Origin of the sequence: Cohnella soli (assembly GCF_042655525.1) — a bacterium.
GTDB lineage: Bacteria > Bacillota > Bacilli > Paenibacillales > Paenibacillaceae > Cohnella > Cohnella soli.
Genome location: NZ_JBHSMI010000067.1, coordinates 762,844 through 783,451, shown reverse-complemented (window position 1 = coordinate 783,451; position 20,608 = coordinate 762,844). Strand labels below are relative to the sequence as shown.

The following is a 20,608-nucleotide window of genomic DNA, read 5'->3' as shown; positions in this document are numbered from 1 at the left end:
ACCTAACCTTTGATGGAACCGACCGTCAGCCCTCTGGCGAAGAACCGTTGGAAAAACGGGAATACGAGCAGCAACGGACCGACGGCCAGCACGCACACGGCCATTCGGAACGAGGCTTGCGGGAGCATCGAGCTGTCGAGGCCGGCCGGCTGGATGACGCTGAGAAACTGCATATTGCTCAGCATGCGGTATAACAAGGCCTGCAAGGTCTGCAATTGGCTGTCGTCCGTATAGAGAATGCTGGAGAACCAGTCGTTCCAGTATTGCAAAGCCGTCAGCAAACCGACCGTCGCGATGGCCGGCGTCGAAAGCGGGATCACGATCCGCAGAAAAATGCGAAGCTCGCCGGCGCCGTCCAGCTTGGCGCATTCATAGAGAGCGTGCGGAATGCTTTTCAAGAAACCTTTCATAATCAGAACATAGAAAGAGTTGACGAGAGCTGGAACGAAGAGCGCGTAAATCGTATTTTTCATGCCAAACCAACTGGCAACCAGAATATAGGTCGGCACAAGCCCCCCTCGAAACAACACGGTAAAGAATACGTAAAAGCTCAGCTTATTTCGGTGCCTGTAATCGCTTCGGCTGAGCACATAACCTAGCGTAGTCATGAGCCAAAGGCCGAGCACAGTGCCGGCAACGGTAGCCAAGATGGTCACCATGTAAGACTGGATTAGCTGCTTGCCATTGGCGAAAGCAACTTCATACGCGTCCAGGGAGATTTGCTTCGGCCATACTCCGTACCCGTCTCTGAACAATGAGGTTTCGTTGGAGAAAGACGCCGACACAATGACGATGAACGGCACGGTCACGATAACGCACAGCAAGATGAAGAGGAGATGGACGGATAAGTAGAAACGCTGCTGATTTTGTTTGCGCTTGCCGCTGCCTATGCCGGTAACTGTTACACTCGCGGTTTTCAATGGATGTCCCTCCTAGAACAGTTTATCATCACTGCTGATTTTACCGATGACATAGTTCGACAGTAGTACCAGAACGAATCCGCAAACCGACTGGAACAACCCTGCCGCCGCAGACATGCCGAAGTCGCCCAACACGCGGAGCGCCCGAAATACATACGTATCAATGACATCCGTAACCGGGTACAGCATCGGATTGTCCTGAGGCACGGTGTAGAACAGTCCGAAATCGGCATAGAATATATTTCCGATCGAGACGATGACCAGAATGAGGATAACCGGCCGAATCATCGGCAAAGAAATATGCCAGGCTTGGCGGAAGCGGCCCGCGCCATCCAGCTTCGCAGCTTCGTAATACTCCGGATCGACGCTCGTCAGCGCAGCGTAATACATTAACGTGCCGTAACCCAGACATTTCCACACATGACACAGTACCAAAATCAAAATCCAGTATTTCGGCTCGTTGTAAAACAGGATGGGTTGGCCGCCTAAAGCCGTGATGATCTTATTGACGATTCCGAGGTCCGGATCAAGAAAGCCGGATAGCGCGTAGGATACCACGACCCACGAAATGAAGTAGGGCAGGAACAAAATCGTTTGATAAACTTTGCTTGATCTTTTCCCGAGCTCAAACAGAAGCAACCCGGTCGTGACTTCCACGATGACGTTGACTACGATGAACAAGGCATTCATGACGGCCGTGTTCCGTACGATCTGGGCTAGGTTGGAGTTGAACAAGAACTCGAAGTTCGTGAACCCGCTCCAAGGACTATGCCAAAATCCGAGCGCGTAGTTGTAGTCTTTGAACGGCAGTACAAGCCCGTATAAAGGAATGTAATAAAAAATAAAGATAAAAACGATGGCGGGTAAAGCAAGCAGGGTGAGTCCGGAATTGGATTTCATAGAATGGATCCATCTGGACAAGGTTCTGGACAATCTCTCTCACATCCTCCATATCGCGTTCTGTGTCTGAAATCTATTTTGGAGGAAGACGAGGCGAGAAAATACTGCAAATTCCGAAAGAGGATTGCATATGAAGACTGTACAAATCGCAAAGATATGCAAATCATGTTCTTTCGGACTGGAAGTCTTTACTCGTTTGTTTGCGGAATGTACACTGGATGCATCTGCATGAACATCCAGAGGTGAATGATATGGTTGCGCTTACAAAACGAAACTTTTACCGCAAAAAATACTACATGCGCGTCATGATCTCTATTAGTCTCGTCGCCGTCACGCTAGTGGGCAGTCTATCGATGGCGATGTATTTGTACGGCAAACAAGCCTTTTTCAAGATTCAGTCTCAGCATAATGAGCAGGTGCTGAACCAGGCCAAGTACAATATCGAGCTGATGAGCGCATCCGTGCAAAATATCGCTCAATATTTATTCGTGAATCCCGATACGACTTTTATTTTGAACGCGACCGGCAATCTGGATACCGACGAAATTTACAGGAGGATCAATCGTATCGCGGGGGCCGTCCTGACTTCCAACACGTTCATCCATTCCATCGGACTCTACAATGACTATCACAGCCAGTATTACTATGTAGGCAAACAGGTCTATTACAACGACGAAGGCTTGAAACGGCTGATCGGCCGTTACCCGGATTTGCCGCGGATGATCCCGATCTTCCGGACGATCGAGAATACGTTCGGGGATAAAATCGTAAAGGAAACCGTCATTACCTACATGATGTACGAAACTTCGGGAGACCCGGCCTCCATTTCTTCCGCGGTTGCCATTAACGTGAATTCCGATTGGATGATCGATAACATCAAGCAAATCAGCATGCTGAATGAAAAAGCGGGAGAAACCGCGTATATATACAGCGATGCCAGCGGGTTTCTGGAAACCGGGGTAAAGGATGAAGGCTTGCGACAATCGCTTCTCGGTGCCTACCGGAAAGAAATGGGGAATGCCGACGCCGACGCCGGCTCCTCGGAGATGGTGTTGAACAACAAATCTTATGTCGTCAGTTACATGAAATTGAAGGATCTAGGCTTAACGATCTTCAAAGTTCAGCCCTCCGAGTTCGTATTCCGATATCTGCATGCCTTCAGTTTGTATTTGCTTGTGATTTTCGCTGTTTTCCTCGTGCTTGCTCTGTTCTTTTCAATGAAGGTATCCGGCATCGTGTACAATCCGATTCGCAGGCTCGTGAACCAGGCTGCAGGCGGAAACGGCAAAACGATGGAACGGGATGAAATCGCCTTTCTCAGCAGCGTATACCGGGATTCGTTCGACAGACTGCAGAAATACGACAGCCAGAAGTCCGATTATAACCATGTACTGCGGGATTATTTTATCAAAACGATCCTTACCGGCGAGGTCAATCGCGAGCAATTTTCCGCTTCCTGCCGGGAGTACGGCCTCCATTTGCAATATGATTCCGATTATTATGCGTTTGTGGTCAAATTCGACGATTTCGACCAGTTGCAAGCCCGCTATTCTTCCAAGGACATCGGCTTGTTCAAGTATGCCGCCATCAATATTTTCGAGGAAATGATCCGGGATCTAGGCGTTGCGGTCGGAGTCAGCCTGAACGACAACGACGCTGTGATGCTGCTCGAAACCCGTCAGTATGAACCGATGTTTAACGCTAAAATGATCGAAGCCGTCATCAGGCGATTCCAGGAAACGGTTAGCCAATATTACCCCGTCTCGCTTACGACATCCGTTAGCGGGCGGGTGAACGGCATCCATCATTTGCCCGTCGAAGTACGGCATACTTATAACCTATCCGCCTATCGCTTTTTGTTCGGCAAAGGAAGCTTGATTACAACGGAACGAGTCATGCAGAACAAGGAAAATCCTCGTCAATCCCATTCGCCGAAGTGGGAAACGATTCTGCTGGACAACTTGCGCCAAGGCAGCGTTAAGGGAATGAAACAAGCGTTTGAACAAATTCAGGAAGAGCTTGCCGGAATGAGCTATGAAAACGCGCTTTCTTCTTTCATGCACTTGATGACCGCCATTTACAACGAACTATTCGCATCAGGCAGAATCGCGCCAAGCGGATACGGTTCGGGTATTCTGGACATCTGGAAATCTCTTTCGAATTATGAAACTCTGGATGATGCGTTTCAGTCCACATTGGTTTTCCTGGAACGAATGTTTCAACAGACGGTATCGGAATCGTCGACGGATAAGAACATCGTGGAAGCTACTACCGAACTTATATTGTTGAATTATAACGACAATGCCCTGTGCGCGGATCAGATTGCCGACAGCCTTGGCATGAATGCGAGACGGCTGGCCAAGACATTTAAACAAGCGATGGGGATATCCATTGCCGATTACTTGAACGGAGTGCGCATGGAGAAGGCGGCCGATCTGCTCAGAAATTCCAAGTTAAGCGTGAATGAGATATTGCTTCGGGTCGGATACGAGAACGAGTCCTATTTTTACCGGATGTTCAAAAACAGGTATGGGATGACCCCCAAAGAGTTTGCGCTTCAGATGAAGTAAAGAACGCTATGCGGAAATAACAGCCGGGAACGAAAAGTACAGGCTTTTTGTGCAGTCCGCGACCCATTGTACAGTATTCCGGAACGAAATCGCGTTTCATACTGGAGGAGTAAATCGGAGTGGAGGATAGGAGGTCCGCGGATGCATCGATCTGGGACAGATCAAAGTCCCTTTACAGGAGAAGCGCTATGGATTTGGGGGCCGGGCGGCAACTGGCAAAACAAATTTAACAACGGATCGCCGTTTCGTACTTGCTACTTCAGAAAATCGTTTCATGTTCCGGCGGCGGGCGCAAAACTAACCGTACACGTTTCGGCGGACAGCCGATATACGCTGTTCGTGAACGGAATTCGAATTTGTTGCGGACCCGCCAAAGGGGATATCGCCCATCAGTTCTACGATACGCTTGTGCTGGATTCATACTTGAAGCCGGGGGAAAATAACATTTCCGCCGTCGTGATTTGCTTTTCGGCAACCCATCCGGATTATAGCAAACTTGGCGTTCCGTTAAGCATCATGACAGCAACGCCGGCATTTATCCTTGACGGCGTTCTGATAGACAAGGATGAAGAGCGGATTTTGGAGACGTTGCACACAAATAGTACCTGGAGCAGTTTATCGGATCGGGCTTATGCGCATCATCGATCCGAAGACGCGCCGGGCATTGTATCCGGGCTTGGAGAGGATCTTGATTATGAGCAATATCCGCTAGGATGGCAAAACGGCACAGACACCGCAAATCGGTGGCAGCCCGCCGTAGTGCTTGCCGCGGGAGTAACAAGAGAAACCGTGATGGACAGCCCATTGCCCTTCAGGCTATTCCCTCGAATGATCCCCATGATGCGGGAGGAGACCAGAAGGTTCGCCGGCGTATATCGGTCCGACCTCATCGATCGGGATGAAGCGGAGCGGTGGATAAGGGACGGGGAGGCCATTTCAATTCCGCCGGGACGGAAAGTTTCGCTCATTGTGGATGCCGGAGAGCTTACGACCGGCTATCCGATTGTAAACTTTCAGCGCGGCCGCGGGTCGTTGGTGACCGTCACATACTCCGAAGCTTTATATAAGGATGGCTGCAAGACGGTGGAGAAAGTATTGGAGGGCGGCACGGTAGAAGGATTATATGACAGCTTTCAGTGCGACGGCAGAGACCATGCCTATGAGCCTTTGCATTGGAGAACGTTCCGGTATATTCGGATTGATATTGCAGTCGGCGAGGAGCCGCTGGACATACGGGACTTCTTTTATCGTTTTGTTGGATATCCAATGGAATTGTTGGCGACTTTCGCATCCTCCGACGAAAGGCACAGCCGGCTATGGGAGATGACGTTCAGGACGCTGCAGCTTTGTTGTCACGAAACGTTCGAGGATTGCCCCTACTACGAGCAAAACCAATATTCGGGAGATTCCCAGATTGTCGCGTTGGTTATGGGCTACATGACAGGGGATTGGCGCTTGGCGCGGCAGGCTGTCCTGTTATTCAACTGGTCGGCGGATTACGAAGGGATTACGAAGAGCCGTTATCCGGCCAGGGTGCCGCAAGTGATTCCATCCTGGTCGTTATTATGGATCGTGATGGTTTACGAATATTGGTGGCATACCGGAGATATCGAAACGGCGGCGCTTTGCAAAAATGTCATCAAGTCCACGCTGAATTGGTTCGAAGGATTCCTGAGTGAGCGGTATTTGCTGAATAAGCTCCCCTATTGGAAAATTGTCGATTGGGTGAAGGAATGGGACAATCCGCCGGGCAGCCCTCCGGGTGCGGATGGCGGCGAAACCGGGCTGATCAGCGCCCAATATGCGCATTGTCTTAAGCTGGCGGCAAGGCTTATGGATACGCTGGGACAAGCCGACGTCGCCGAACATTATAACCGTTTGTCCGGGAAGATTGTTGACGGCATCAATCGGCATTGCTGGGATGAAAGCAAAGGCTTGTATAAGGATTGCCCCCAGCTCGAGACATACAGCGAATTGGGGAACGCGTGGCCGATTATCGCAGGCTGTGCTTCCAGGGAGCGGGCAGAAGCCATCGGCGCTCAATTCAACCGGAACGGCTCCCTCGCCAAATCGACGCTTTACGGAAGATACTACGTGTTCCGCGCTCTCGAAGCAGGGAGAAGCTACGGAAAGTTTGCGGAGCTGCTCGATTGGTGGTATTTGATGATGGATTCCGACCTGACGACCTGGCCGGAAGAACCGTGGCTGGCGAGAAGCTACTGTCATGCTTGGTCGTGCAGTCCCGGGTATGAGTTCTTGTCCGGCATTTTGGGCGTAAAACCGGCGGCAGCGGGATTCGAAGAAGTGCTGATCGCCCCGCAGCCTTGCGGGTTAAACTGGGCCAAAGGCTCGGTTCCTACGCCGAAAGGCAGGATTGATGTGGCATGGGAAATCGTTCGGAACACCGTGCAGGTTGAAGTTCAAGCGCCCGAAGGGTTGAATTATACAATTAAGCTGCCGGAACATTCTGTGGGATAGGAGAATGAAGCATGTCTGATTCACGAAAATTCGATTCGGTGCACGTTGTCTCGCATACGCACTGGGATCGCGAATGGTACGAGGATTTTCAGGGTTTTCGGATTCGGCTCGTCTACTTGATCGACGAACTGCTGGATTTAATGGAAAGGGAGCCGAATTATCGCTACTTCCTGATGGACGGGCAGACGATTGTTCTGGATGATTATCTGGAAATTCGCGGAGAGAATCGGGAGCGTCTGCTGAAGTTGATCCGCGACGGCCGAATCGGGATCGGTCCGTGGTACGTTATGCCAGACGAATTTCTCGTCAGCGGCGAGTCTTTGATCCGCAATCTGCTGAAAGGATTTCGCAGTGCCAGAGCGATAGGAGCGGAACCGGTCAAATCCGGATACATTCCCGATATTTTCGGGCATAACAGCCAATTTCCGCAAATTTTGCAAGGGTTCGGAATCGACAACGCCGTATTGTTCCGCGGTTTCCACGGCGACGCCGACCCTTCCGAGATTTGGTGGGAGGGTGCTGACGGAAGCCGCGTGCTCGGTCTGAAGCTGGACGAGGATCGTTCGTACGGGGATTTCTACTTCTTTATTCGCTGGCCGTTCGCGGAACGCGATTTCGTTTACGAAGAGGAAGAGCTCGTTCGCCGCGCGAGCCAAATGCTCGATTACAAAGAGAAACGCGCGACAACCGGTCTGTTGCTCGGTTTGGACGGTGTCGATCATATTGAGGTAGAGCCTCGACTTCCCTGGATCCTGAAGACGCTGAATGAGGCGCCTTCGTTGCGAGGGGTCAAGTTCGAACACAGCACGCTCGAGACCTACTTAACCGAATTGCGCAGCCGAATCGGCGACTTGCGCGTATATCGCGGCGAGCAGCGAAGCCCGGGGTATAACGGCGTTAACAACTGGGTGCTCGCGAACGTGCTTTCTTCGCGCATTCACTTGAAACAGATGAATCAGCGGGTGGAGCAGTTGCTGGAACGCTGGGTGGAGCCGTGGGCCGTCTTCGCCGCACTGGAAGGACGCGCGTACCCTTATTCATTTTTGCGGCGGGCCTGGGAGTTTCTGTTGCAGAACCATCCGCACGATTCGATTTGCGGCTGCTCCATCGATCAGGTGCATAGCGACATGCAGTACAGATTCGACCAGAGTCGCTTGATCGCCGAGCATATGCTGGATGAACAGCTTCAATATTTGGTCCATCATATCGATGCAACGGATTTGCAAGGATCGGAATTGTTTGCCGTATTCAATCCGTCGCCGTTGCCTGTTGACGAGATTGTGGTCGTTGACGTCGAAATGCCGCGCGACGCGAATGGCGGCATCTCGCAAGCGGTGTTCGGCGGCGCTCATATGCGGCTATTCGATTGCGACAATCGAGAAGTTCCCTATCAGCTCGTGTCGATCCGCCAGAACAGCGTGCGCCGTTTCCGGAAATACCGGGATATTCCGGGAGCGGAGCAAGTCGACAGGCTACGAATAGCCTTCCGGGCACACATTCCTGCATACGGCTATGCGGTCTATTCGATGGCGAAGGAGCGTATTCCGATGCCGCCTTTCGGACAATATTCGGCCGATCCCGTGCAGCCGAATCGGCTTCTCGGGACGATGAATAGGGGTTCGGGCATATGGGAGAACGGCAAGCTCCGCGTTCAGGTGCAGCGGGACGGGACGATGGATGTTACGGATCTTGCAAGCGGTCGCACCTATGAGGGATTGCTTTCCTTCGAAGACGAGGGGGATGTCGGCGAAGGCTGGAATCACGTGGCTCCGCTCGTCAACCAGACCTATTGGTCATGCGGGGAAGTCAGAAGCGTTTCCGCCCTGACAGATGGCCCGCTCGCTGCTTTGTTATGCATCGAACGCGTGTTTCACGTGCCCGATGGCGTCGTGCCTGACGAAAGCAGGCGAACCGACTCGACCGCCGATGTACGAATGAAGACGTACGTGGAACTGCGTTGCGACGATCCGACGCTGCGGTGCCGCACCGTTATTGACAACACGGCGCGTAATCACCGGATGAAAATGCTTGTCCCGACTCATTTGCAAACGGATTACTACTTCACAAGCACGCCATTCGATCTGGTGGAGCGTCCATTTAAAGCGCCTGACTATCCTCGCCATCTCGAGTTCGCCCGTCACGACATGCCTCATAATGGGCTCGTACTGGCGAAGGACGATGGCGGCGGTCTCGCCGTGTTCGCCAAAGGCATGTACGAAGTGTCGGCGCGAGACGACGAAGCGAAGACGATCGCGATGACGTTGTTCCGCGGCACGAGAAACGAAGTGCTGTCGGATGGCGGGGATGGCGGGCAACTGCTGAAGGAACTAACGTTCGAATTCGCGTTCCGCCCGTTTGGAGCCGAGACCGAAGCAGCCGATTTGGTTGAAGAACAGAAACGATATGCGGTTGGGCTGCGGACGGCTCATACGAATCGGGACAAAGTTCGATACGGAAATCTGCAGCGCCGGGAACGTACGTTGCCTAAAACGCATTCCTACCTCCAAATCAGTACGCCCGATTTGGCGCTGAGCGCTTTGAAGCGAGCGGAAGACGAAGATGATGCTTATATCGTGCGCGTGTGGAATCCGACCGACGGAAGCGTTGAAGGTGATCTTTCTTTTGGCCGCAAGGTGCTGGAGTTGAGCAAAGTCAACCTCGACGAACAGGATGTCGGCGAATTGGAAGGTTTTGTCCCGGGTTCCTCGCAGATTCGGCTGACGCTCCGTGCCAAGCAGATCATGACTCTTAAGGTCAAATGGTCTCATTCGTAAGAAAGCAGTGGCTAGGATTTCTAAATATCCATTCTCGACAAGCTGGAGACGGTACGCAACCGGATCCAGCTTGTTCCGTTTTATGCAATCGCAGTGCAGTTCTCTTTTCCTATTGAAATAAATCAACGCGTAGGCATATAATGGTAGTGCGATTAGCTTGTAAATAAGTAAAATGAATTATTTCATATAGAGATTAAGTTGCATAACTCGACACCAAGATTAACTCCAGATATATTCCTCATACGAAAAGGCAAACCTTTCTAAAGGAAGGGACGCAAAGCTATGGGCCTAAGGGACGAAGTTATCGTTCTATGGTTGCCAAGTTACCGAAGGAGGTGCGGAGAGCATCGTCCATTCGGATGATGCTCTTTTGGCGTTGGCCGGAAGGGCTTGTTTTGCGTTCATAGGGCGTGTCTGAATATTCGGCGATTTTCAATGATTTTCTTGAGAGGTGTTATCTGTTGAATAAGAATATATCCGAGACAGAACTGGCCGCACTGATCAGGAAGCTCAACCTGGATCAGTTGGACGCAGATTACAGCAGGGCGAGGGTAAGTCGGGGGGCCTATGGCTCCGAGGAAGATTATAACGTGCAGGACGGTTGGGTGGAAGTGAAGGATCAGCGGATTCATGTGAGGAACCCGGTAGGAGGGGGCAACTATCCGAGCATTCATACGACTGAGCCCGTTAAGCTTTATGTTAACGAAAAGGAAGTTCAGACGGAGATGACGGTTTCCGAGAGGGACACGATCAATTGGACGATAGAAGAGAAGCCGTTGTTTGAAATTATTGTGTCGGAAGACAAGTTGGCCGTCTATTTTCTGCTTCATTCGAAGCAACGTTTCCCTTGGCGGCTGCTGAACCAGGAGCCGGCCAACCGCATGACGCTCGTTGCGGAGCAGGACAGGAACCATGTGCTCGGAACGGTTCACCTGAAGGAGATAGCCCCGCAACTGGACGTGCTCTCCTTGTACGTGCCGGTCGATCTCGCCGCCATTCAGCAGGAATTGATGTCTCCTACTCACCAACCGGTTCTTATCGCCCAAGGCAAAGCGGCCGTTCCCGGCGTCGACGCGCAGTTGGAGCTTTATTTTGCCCAGAAGGTGGAAAGCCGCTTCTTCGAAGAAGACGGTCAAGTCGATTTCCGCAATCATCTGCGTATCCCCATCGTCAACCAAGGGGACGTCATGGCGAAGAAGATACCGTTAATAGACGGCACGCCCGGTTATGACGTATTCGGGAGCGTCAAGCTGCCTTCTTCTCCCAAGGACATCCCGATTACTGCCAAGCCTAGCGTGGAACTGACCCCGGACGAAGTCGTCGTTGCGCTTAAGCAGGGCAGGCCCCGCATTACGGGCAGCAAAGTGAAGGTGTTCGACGTTGCTACGACGTATACCGTCGCGGGCAATGTGGATATACGGACGGGCAACATCGTATTCTCCGGGGACGTAATCGTCCATGGGGATGTAACGGATAATATGATCATCGAGTCTTTGGGCAGTGTATACGTATATGGAAGTGTTTACAATTCCACCATTACCGCCACAGGAAGCATCAATGTGCGGGGCAACGTCATGTCCAGCAAACTGTATGCGGGCTATTTCGGCGTATTGTTCAACCGCTTATACAATACGACGAAGATGCTGTACGATCGCTTCGAGACGCTGGTTGCCGCTTCGAAAGTATTGACGCAAGCGCTGGAAGCGAAGAAGACTGCGGTACGCTTCGGTCAGATCGTTCTGCTCCTGTTGGAGAGCAAGATGAAGGACATCCCGGATTTGTTGAAAGAACTGATCGTCGTCATCTCCAACATACAGCAAATTAAGCAAGGGGAATATGTGAAGCTGAAGGAATTGGCGGAATTATTCCTGAAACCGGCGAAGCTGCTGGAGCATGTTACAGTCAAGCTTGTTCAGGGATTCCACGACCTTCTTCGGGAAACGCACCAAGAGGTGGCCCGGATGCAGGAGGAGCATGTGGAGATCAGCATCAATCAATGCCACCGAAGCGAGCTCAAGTCTAACGGGGACATCATCGTCCATTGCGAAGGGGTAATCATCAGCGATTTGTTCTCCACGAGGAACATCGTTTTCATAGATGAGAACAGCGTGTGCCGAGGCTCAAAGTTGGATGCGGGCGACAGCATTACGGCGAAGAACGTTGGCGGCCAGACCGGCGCAATCTCCGTGCTGAAAGCGAAGAGGCAAGTGGACGTGCGTAAAATGTACTCCGGACGAGTATGCGTCGGAAAATATTGCGGAGATATACTCGACGTAGTCGAGAGTAAGGTGTTCGACAGCGAGAGTCTGCTGCAATTGATTACGTCCCAGGAAGCCATGCAGATGAAATGAGGAATGGAGGGAACATAGTGGGAAAAGAACATTCCACTCGCTATAGGTATGTCGGCAAGCGATTGGTCAGAAATATGTACAGCCCGCTCGGGACATTGCTCGTTCCGATCCATACTGTGCTGAGCCCGAAAGAGATCGATACACTGTTCCGGCAAGGCGTCTTGCTGCATGATGAGGACGTAGAGGATGTAGCCATCCTTCATCTCGTCGATGCTGCGATCTCGGAGATCAGAGACATTTTCCAAAGCGCGCGTCATTCCGATCGGATATCGTTCGAGGCGATTCGGGAGAGGATATTGCCGGTCGTGCTGCTCATGAGCCTGCACCCGGACATCAGCCGCATTCTGGCTCACCTGGAGAAACATGACGAGTATCTTTACCGGCACAGTATCGGAGTTGCCCTGCTTTCCAAGATGATCGGTTCGGCAAGCGGTTATCAGGGGGACGAACTGACCGAGCTCATTACCTCCGCTTTCCTGCACGATATCGGCAAGTCCCGAATTCCGCTCGACATTCTGAACAAGCCCGGCGCGTTAACGGCGGAGGAATTCGAGTGCGTGAAGAAACATACGATCTACGGCTATGAGCTTATTCGGCAATCGCCGGGACTGGATGAAAACCATGCGCTCGTCGCTCTTCAGCACCATGAACGGGAGGACGGAAGCGGTTATCCGTATGGACTCAAGGGCGATGCCACCCTACGCAACAGCAAGATCGTCGCCGTGGCCGACGTGTTCCACGCCATGATCTCCAAGCGGGTATACAAGAGCAGCGTCTCGTTCTATCAAGTGTTGCAAGAGATGTCGCGCAATGCCTTCGGTGCGCTTGAACCCGAGATTACGCTTAATTTCATGAAGCGGATTATGGATTTGTTGATCGGCAACACGGTGCTGCTGTCCAACGGCTCCGAAGCAAAAATCGTGATGGTAAGCCCGCACGATCCGGTCAACCCGCTCGTTGAAGCGAACGGAATGTACATCGATTTGAGCAAAGAGAAGCAAATCGTGCTCGAGCGGATTCTTTCGACGGGTTGAGGGCAACCAAGGCGTCGTCACTATAGGAAAAGAACCCATTACTTTTGGAATAAGGTGGACAGGAAAAGTGAAAAAGAAAATGGTTACAGCTATCCTTACAGCTCTTCTTGCAATTTCGAATGTCTCTGGGGCGGTCAACGCAAAGAACTATGAGAAGCTGCCTCAGGAAGTATGGGTACAGGAGCCTAATGCGAACTATATTCCAGTACAGAAGGACATCTTTCTAGTGCCGGGTACCAATATCCTGTATCTTCATATGGGAGAGGAGAAGGCATCCCAAACGAAGATATGGTCGCCCGATACGATTCGTGCTGTAGATTACATGACGGGGAAAGTAAAATGGGTCTTTTCGTTTGCGAAACCAGGCTATGGATGGCCAAGTACGGAAGAGCCTTTTTCTTATGCACCGGATGGTAGCATCTATGCCTATTTCCCTTCAAGCAAATTACTGTATGCTGTAAATCCTGATGGTAAAGAAAAATGGAGTAAACAGCTTGCCGCGGATGTACCTTTCAATGGGAAACTAAAGCGCCTGTCGGATGGGACTCTTGTTATTGTCGCCGAAAAGTCCACGGCAATAGGGAAGGAAACAGTCCAACTCATCGGCATTAATCCGGAGGGGAAGTCTAAATTCAATAAAGTCGTACCAGGCAAATTTGTTGCTGTGACTAAGGATAGAATTATCGTAAAAGTGTCGTCTACATCCAAAGCGGTGGAAAAAGTATCTGGCTACGATTCATCGTCAAAGCAAATCTATCAGTATTCTTTTCCTAAAGGTGCTTACGTAAATGAGTACACGGCCTTCACTCTTAACGATGGAACGATTGTTTTTCCAACGGGTACATCTGAAAACATGCAGAAGCAAACATTGATCGCTCTTTCTTCCGCAGGTAAGGAGAGTTGGAAAAGATCGTTTGATAGGAATGGACTTGCATTCTCGGCTGGAAGCGGGTATCTGTTCGTTAATTTTGCATCGAACAAACTGAGCTATTTTAATCGAAATGTTCTGGTTAAGGAGATTACACTAAACGGATTTACGATGCCTGAGGGCGACGTATTACCGACGGGCAAAACCACATCTGCCGGAAATTTGCTAATTGATCTCGTCAGTCGCCAATATGTAGTGGATCCGGTCACCTTTGCTATTTTGCATGAATTCAAACCAGGAATTAAAGGCGATATCCTTGATTATAAAAACAATAGAATCTTCGTTCACTACTGGGGTGAGAACAAAATTTACGCCTACTTGCTGAATTAATCGGTGAACTAGGGCGGCGATGATAGCGAATGCGCTCAGGCTAACGGTCGAGCCTGTTGTTGTCTTCAAAAAAATTCAGAAACCACTTGAACCTAACGTAACGTAATGATTTATAGTTTACGTAAGGGCAGTAGGAAACGCGAGCCGACGACCCGGAAAGCTGAGCCAAATTTCGAAATCGGAGGAGAATCGAAATGAGAAAACTTGTATTGTTCATGCATGTGTCGCTTGACGGGTATGCGTCGGATTCGAATGGTGCTCTGGATTGGATTCCATACAACGATGAATTACAGAAATATGCCGAGGAAGTCGTAGCCGAAGTCGGCTCTCCCGTCTACGGACGCACGACTTATCAGTTGATGGAGAGCTACTGGCCCACGGTGCTGAACGATCCGAATGCGTCGGAGCATGAAATGGAGCATGCCAAATGGGTGCAGGATGTACAGAAGATCGTCATTTCCAGCACGATGGACAAGGCTGAATGGAACAATACATTGCTGATCAAAGACAATATCGCAGAGGAAATCAACGCGCTCAAGGAGCAACCTGGCAAAAACCTCGTCATCTTTGGCAGCCCGGGGGCGGCCAAGACGTTGCTTGAGCTCGGGCTAATCGACGAACTTCTGCTTACGATTTGTCCGGTCGTACTGGGCGGCGGAAAATCGATATTCGGCGGCGTCGGCGAGAAAACCAAGCTCAAGTTGCTGGCGAACCGAACGTTCAAGTCGGGCGTTGTCGCGGTCCGCTATGAGTTGGAGAAATGATGGAGGGGGATGTCCCACAAGTGTTCGCATGACAGGCGAACGTCCCTATTCACACGTGAAAGGACCTCAATTTCTACCACTTCAATGTGGGGGCTGAGGTCCTTTTTACGGCGGTACAATCGACGAACAACCGCTCGTTTAGATGATGAAACAAAATCATCTGTTGTAGAAACACGGACGCTTTTTCTTGTTTCATGGAACAAATTCCTTCATGTCGTTTAGCTATTATTTTACCCGAAGACATCTGTGTTGTCCGTAGCATTATCGTGAATCATTCCTCTGGAGGGGGGAGGGGGTGATGTCTTGAATAATCGGAGTGTCGTGATTCCTCACGAACAAGGCGATTGGGCGATGGTCAGCGTACCGATTCTTCTCGGAATGTTGGCGGGCATCCCTCGATGGGCGCATGTTCCTCTATTTCTGGTGTGATTATTATTGTTTTTGTCATCGTACCCGTTCCTTCAAGCAACAAATTGAACTTCAAACAATGTGTACTGGATCAAGTGGGGCGTTGATTATGGTCTGTCGCGCTCGTTTGTTGATAGCTCGGCTCGTGGATACGCCGTCGCTCTTGTATTTCGGCATTCCGCTTCTGGCGCTTTTGCTCGTTAATCAATGGCATGCCAAGCGCAAATCGGAGAAAGTGACAGTGGGCCTTAGCGTCGCCACAATTAAAAAAACTCCATCCCTAGCTGCAGATTAATTCCGGAAGCGATTGCCCTGTGAAAAAACACCTTTTTTCGTCTCAAACATCTCATACTTTGATACAATATCTACGATACTTTTTCGAGGAATGTCTCCAGAGATCCTGTCCAACAGGTCTACATAAAAATGGAGGCATCCTTTTTCTTTATTGAGATACGGTCATTTTATTAGACAATCTTTGGCAGTCAATTCTGTCAGTAACAATTGAGCGGCAACTGTAAAGAGTACTCAAGTGCTGATAATCAAGAAATCAAATCGTTGTTTTTGATGGGAGTATTTGATAAAGTTGTGTTGAAAATGGTATTGTGCAGTTGTATTAACATGTTGCAAGGTACTCATCCAAGATCAACAATCTTCCATTTGGAGTAATTAGCTGAAATACAAGACCCCCTACGAGAGTAGGAGGAAATTATACTTGTTAGAACGAGGAAACCCTTGTCCCATTTGCCTCGGTGACAACCGAGAGGCTATTTGAGTAAGTTGGAGGGGTAATTTTGAAAAAAAAGCTTTCGTTAGAACAAAAAATTGGGATATTTCTGTTGATTGGATTGGTAGTATTTCTTGGAGGTGGGGCGCTATTGGTCTGGTTTTTCCTCACTCGTGACTTTGCACCTTAAAATGAAAGACGACCCCCTTGAGCGAAGGGACCCGTTCTTCTTTTTGCGCTTTTTAGGGACTTACATTTTCGTATAAAAAGTGTTCGCTTGACAGGCGAACGTCCCTATTCACACGTGAAAGGGCCTCAATTTCCACCACTTCAATGTGGAGGCTGAGGTCCTTTCTACGACGGTACAATCGACGAATAACCGACGATTGCTTCGAATGAGCGTCGAACGATTAACAACTAAACGAGCGAATGTGTACGAAAATTCGTACAAAATCGGGAGGATCGGCGACCGGATGGGTATGTGTATGAAAATTCACACAAAATCGGGTAGGTCGGCAACCGGACGAGCGTGTGTGTATGAAAATTCACACAAAATCGGGAGGATCCTCAATTGGACGAGCGTATGTGTATGAAAATTCGTACAAAATCGGGCAGAACGGCAACCAAAAGGGGGATGTGGACGAGAAACACGCGGGGCACAAGAAAGCGCAAAATGGCTTTTGGGACAGTCCCTGATATAATACTAGGATATATTTTACATCAAGGAGAGCTGTGGAAAGATGAAGGGTTTAAAGATTGATTTCAGTTCAATTTCGCTTCTCTTTTTAAAAATGACGATCATTACTATTTCAATTGACGCAATGATTAGCCTTTTTTATGACGATTTCGAGATAGGCGATCTTGTATTATCGTTTTTGATTTTCTATGTGGGTCTGTCTTTTATATACAGTTGTGCATTAATGTTGCCTCCAAAAATGAAGAATAACCCATTAACTTTAGGCAATGACATTGTTGAGTCGATTTATTCCGAAGCTGTAGCTGACCTTTATGTGGATGATGAAATTAGAGGGGTATTTAAGGAAAACATAAAGGAATTAGAAGGTGTTTCGCTTAGAGAATTACAGCCAATTGAAAATGCCAATGAACTTTTTGTAATGTTAAATACTTATCAGAAGGTGCTTGTTACCATTAAGACAAACAGATCAACAGAGATCTATAACATTCTTGAGCTTTACAAGAATAACGCCAAATTTATGCTGGAAAATCTGGAAATGACAAAAGCGTTTTCGAAAAGTCGGTGACATCACGACGTTGTCCGACTAAACCCGAAACCCCGACCTCCTGTAATTGAGGTCGGGGGTTCTAGTATGTTTAACGACGCTAATATTAAACGGCGCTATGCTCACGGGCTTTCAGGTCGGCGAGCAGCTTATCGCCTTCGACGTCGAGATTCGGCAAGAGGCGGTCCAGCCATTTCGGCAGCCACCATGCCTTGTCGCCGAAGATCGCCATGATGGCCGGGACAAGCGTCATGCGGACGAGGAAGGAGTCGATCAGGATGCCGACGGCGAGCGCGAAGCCGATCTGCTTAATCATAATATCGTGGCCGAAAATAAAGCCGGCGAAGACGGAGACCATGATGACCGCGGCAGCTACGACGACAAGGCTGGATTGCTTGTAACCGTCGATGACGCTATCCGTCCCCTGGTGTCCGTGGACGTATGATTCGCGCATCGAGCTGACGAGAAACACTTGATAATCCATCGCCAGGCCGTACAGAATGCCGGTGACTAGAATAGGCAGGAAGCTAAGCAGCGGACCGCCGGTATCGAAGCCGAAGAGGGAGTGGAGCCATCCCCACTGGAACACGGCCGTCGTGATGCCGAAGGTAGCCAGAATGCTGAGTAGGAAACCTACCGTCGCTTTAATCGGAACGATGACGGAACGGAACACGAGCAGAAGGATGATAATCGATAGGATGACTATGACGCCGACGTAGAGTGGGAAAGCTTCCGCAAGCTTCGCCGACATATCGATATTGATGGCCGTAAATCCGGTTACGCCAAGCGTGACGCCGTATTTCTTCGCGAAGGCTGAAGCGGGATCGCGCAGCGCCTTGACGAGGTCTTTCGTTTCCTTGTCAGTCGGACCCGATTGCGGAATGAGGTTCAGGATGGCCATCTTGCCGGTCTCGTTCACGCCCATCGGCGTCGCCAACGAGACGTTTTTCAATTGCTGAAGCTCTTGAACGAGGCCGCCTAGCATTTCCGGCGTTATTGCGCCGGCGGAGTCCGTTGGTTCGGCGACGATAAGCAGCGGAGCGTTAAAGCCTTCCCCGAAGCTGCCGGCGATCGCGTCGTAGCTTTGTCTTGTCGTCGTATCCAAGTTTGCCGTAGCACTGGAAGGAATGCCGAGATCCATTCGCGCGATGGGAATGGCAGCAACACCGAGAAGAGCGACTACTCCGACAATGACGGCCCAGCGTCCCTTCACGACGCTATTCACCCATTTCGACGATGTTTTATGCGAATGAGCGGATGCGTTCGATCTGCTTTTCTCGCGCAATTTCGCCGAGCAGATGCGCTCGCCGACCAAGCCGAGCACCGCCGGCAGCAACGTTAAAGCGACGAGCATGCTGATGAATACGGTCGCCGCTGCGACCAGCGCCATCGTGGACAAGAAACCGATGCCGATGACGAGCATGCCGACCAAGGCGATAACGACCGTCAAACCCGCGAAGAACACGGCGCTGCCGGCCGTGCCGATCGCTCTGCTCGCCGCTTCGCGAGCGCTCAGTCCTTGATCGAGAATGATTCGGCGTTGCCGGTTAATGATGAACAGGGAATAATCAATGCCGACGGCAAGTCCGATCATGAGCGCAAGCACCGGCGTGATGCTGGTCATCGTAATGAATTTTGAGAATGCATATGCGCCGGCGACGCCGATGCCGACGCCGACGATCGCGATGAGTAGCGGAAGGCCGGCTGCGACGACGGAGCCGAGCGTAAGAAACAGAACGACCGCGGCAACGGCAATACCGATCGCTTCCGTCGCGCCCATCGGGGGCTTCGGCGACAGCGTTTCGCCAGGTAAAGCGACGATGCCGGTACCTTGTTCAGCTACCTTGACGGCATCGATGACAGCGGCTTTGACGTCATCCGGCACGGACGTCTGTTGAACCGTAAATTGGAACTGGAACAACGCTACGCTGCCGTCGGAAGAGATCAAAGTGTTACCCAACGGTGCGCCGTCGACGATTAACGGGCCGTAAGGAGGCAATTCAGCCGAAGTTGAAGCCTGTTCGTTCTGTTGGGCAGCGGTGTTCTGGGCGTCTGCGGATGCCGCAGCAGCTTTGTCGGCATAGTCCGCAGGGTTAAGGACCAAGTCGAGCGAGTAGACTTCTTTTACGGCATGGCTGATCGCCTTTAACCGTTCCGGTGTATCCAGCCGTTCGCCCTTCGGAGCCGTAAACACGACGCTCCCTTGTCCGCCGGAAGCCGCCGGAAGCTCTTGTGCGAGTTTGTCCAGCACCTTTTGGGATTCCGTACCCGCGATTTTCATTTCGGAGCTCGTATGGATGCCGTTGACGCCAAGAATGGCCAGCACGATGCCGAGAATGACGGCCCAACTTGCGATGAAGCGCCAGGGATTGTCGTAAGCGGTCTTGCCGATTCGGTACAATAAATTAGACATGTTAAATGTCTCCCCTCTCTTCGTATAGCGTTCTATTCTGTATATCCCGCATAGCGGGTGCGATGCTCTAGAATCCGTTACGCAAGTAACCGAAAATCGTGTCCAAATACGCATCGAACGTGATGGCGCCGGGCGCTTCATCCTGCGATTGCCCCGGCAGGAGCACGTTGAGGCTTCCGTCGTGGAGAGGTCTAAATGCGCCGGTCAAAGCGCCGATGAACAGATGGGAGTACCCTTCCGGGTACCTTCCATGGAACAAGCGGGTTATAATATCCTGCGCCATCTCCTGTTGCTTGAATTGCGTGCTCAGAATATAGGGATAGAGCGTCGGATACTCTTTGGCTAACAATGTGAGCTGGCGCATAATCCGAAAGTAATCCGCCGTCATCTGCAGCTTCATCATCTGATACATCGCGTCCAGCAGAGTGATGTTCTCGGGCATTTTCTCCACTAATTCAAGACCTTCGTCAAAGCCGTGGAACGGTAAGGCCACCATTGCAACGGCTTCCTCCTTGCAGGAGTAGTAGTTCGCGAACGTTCTTCGGGAGTAGCCGGCGCGTTGCGCAATGTCCTCGACGACGAAGCCGTTCATGCCATGCTCCAACGCGAGCTCGAATGCCGCTTCCGCCAAGGCGTGAGCGGTCGCCTCCTTTTTCAGATCCCTTAAGCTAGGTTTGCTCATCCCCCTGATTCACCCCGGTTCTTTTTTTGAATCATAGCACGAATTTTGCCCAAAGTGCAATTTTGCAGTTTGGGCAATTTTGTGACAGGGA

At 50.7% G+C, this 20,608-nt stretch carries 13 protein-coding genes and 1 riboswitch; of the genes, 9 read left to right on the top strand and 4 right to left on the bottom strand.

From position 1 onward, the window contains the following. Positions 1-2: 2 nt before the first annotated feature. A complete protein-coding gene (locus ACFPOF_RS32745; RefSeq protein ID WP_378140262.1) occupies positions 3-920 on the bottom strand; it encodes a carbohydrate ABC transporter permease in 918 nt (305 codons plus the stop codon). 12 nt (positions 921-932) lie between these two features. After that, positions 933-1,820, bottom strand: coding sequence for an ABC transporter permease (locus tag ACFPOF_RS32740; RefSeq protein WP_378140260.1), 888 nt, complete (start codon positions 1,818-1,820; stop codon positions 933-935). A gap of 251 nt (positions 1,821-2,071) precedes the next feature. Between ACFPOF_RS32740 and ACFPOF_RS32735 the strand changes: the two genes are divergently transcribed. The 9 genes from ACFPOF_RS32735 (at position 2,072) to ACFPOF_RS32695 (ending at position 17,443) form a co-directional block, all read left to right on the top strand. Beyond that, a complete protein-coding gene (locus ACFPOF_RS32735) occupies positions 2,072-4,390 on the top strand; it encodes a helix-turn-helix domain-containing protein (protein WP_378140258.1) in 2,319 nt (772 codons plus the stop codon). A 141-nt stretch (positions 4,391-4,531) separates the two neighbouring features. Continuing rightward, positions 4,532-6,868, top strand: a complete 2,337-nt coding sequence (locus tag ACFPOF_RS32730) for a family 78 glycoside hydrolase catalytic domain (RefSeq protein WP_378140257.1) — start codon at positions 4,532-4,534, stop codon at positions 6,866-6,868. A gap of 11 nt (positions 6,869-6,879) precedes the next feature. Continuing rightward, positions 6,880-9,642: an alpha-mannosidase gene (locus ACFPOF_RS32725; RefSeq protein WP_378140255.1), complete on the top strand. Its 2,763-nt coding sequence runs from the start codon at positions 6,880-6,882 to the stop codon at positions 9,640-9,642. Between the two features lie 239 nt (positions 9,643-9,881). Further along, positions 9,882-9,973, top strand: a riboswitch (cyclic di-GMP riboswitch). 130 nt (positions 9,974-10,103) lie between these two features. Further along, positions 10,104-11,993 (top strand): flagellar assembly protein A, encoded by a 1,890-nt coding sequence (locus ACFPOF_RS32720; RefSeq protein ID WP_378140253.1) that lies wholly within the window; start codon positions 10,104-10,106, stop codon positions 11,991-11,993. Positions 11,994-12,010: 17 nt separating this feature from the next. Further along, positions 12,011-13,027 (top strand): HD-GYP domain-containing protein, encoded by a 1,017-nt coding sequence (locus tag ACFPOF_RS32715; RefSeq protein WP_378140251.1) that lies wholly within the window; start codon positions 12,011-12,013, stop codon positions 13,025-13,027. 67 nt (positions 13,028-13,094) lie between these two features. Further along, positions 13,095-14,285, top strand: coding sequence for a hypothetical protein (locus tag ACFPOF_RS32710; RefSeq protein ID WP_378140249.1), 1,191 nt, complete (start codon positions 13,095-13,097; stop codon positions 14,283-14,285). A gap of 194 nt (positions 14,286-14,479) precedes the next feature. Beyond that, the gene (locus tag ACFPOF_RS32705) at positions 14,480-15,049 is read left to right on the top strand and encodes a dihydrofolate reductase family protein (protein ID WP_378140247.1); all 570 of its coding nucleotides are present in this window, start codon (positions 14,480-14,482) and stop codon (positions 15,047-15,049) included. A 303-nt stretch (positions 15,050-15,352) separates the two neighbouring features. Next, positions 15,353-15,478, top strand: coding sequence for a YwiC-like family protein (locus ACFPOF_RS32700; RefSeq protein WP_378140245.1), 126 nt, complete (start codon positions 15,353-15,355; stop codon positions 15,476-15,478). A 1,443-nt stretch (positions 15,479-16,921) separates the two neighbouring features. Further along, on the top strand, positions 16,922-17,443 hold the full coding sequence (locus tag ACFPOF_RS32695) for a hypothetical protein (protein WP_378140243.1): 522 nt from the start codon (positions 16,922-16,924) through the stop codon (positions 17,441-17,443). An 85-nt stretch (positions 17,444-17,528) separates the two neighbouring features. On the opposite strand, the gene ACFPOF_RS32690 is transcribed toward ACFPOF_RS32695, so the two are convergent. Beyond that, positions 17,529-19,835: an MMPL family transporter gene (locus ACFPOF_RS32690; RefSeq protein ID WP_378140241.1), complete on the bottom strand. Its 2,307-nt coding sequence runs from the start codon at positions 19,833-19,835 to the stop codon at positions 17,529-17,531. 67 nt (positions 19,836-19,902) lie between these two features. Then, entirely contained in the window at positions 19,903-20,517 is a 615-nt protein-coding gene (locus tag ACFPOF_RS32685) for a TetR/AcrR family transcriptional regulator (RefSeq protein WP_378140239.1), read from the bottom strand. Positions 20,518-20,608: the final 91 nt, after the last annotated feature.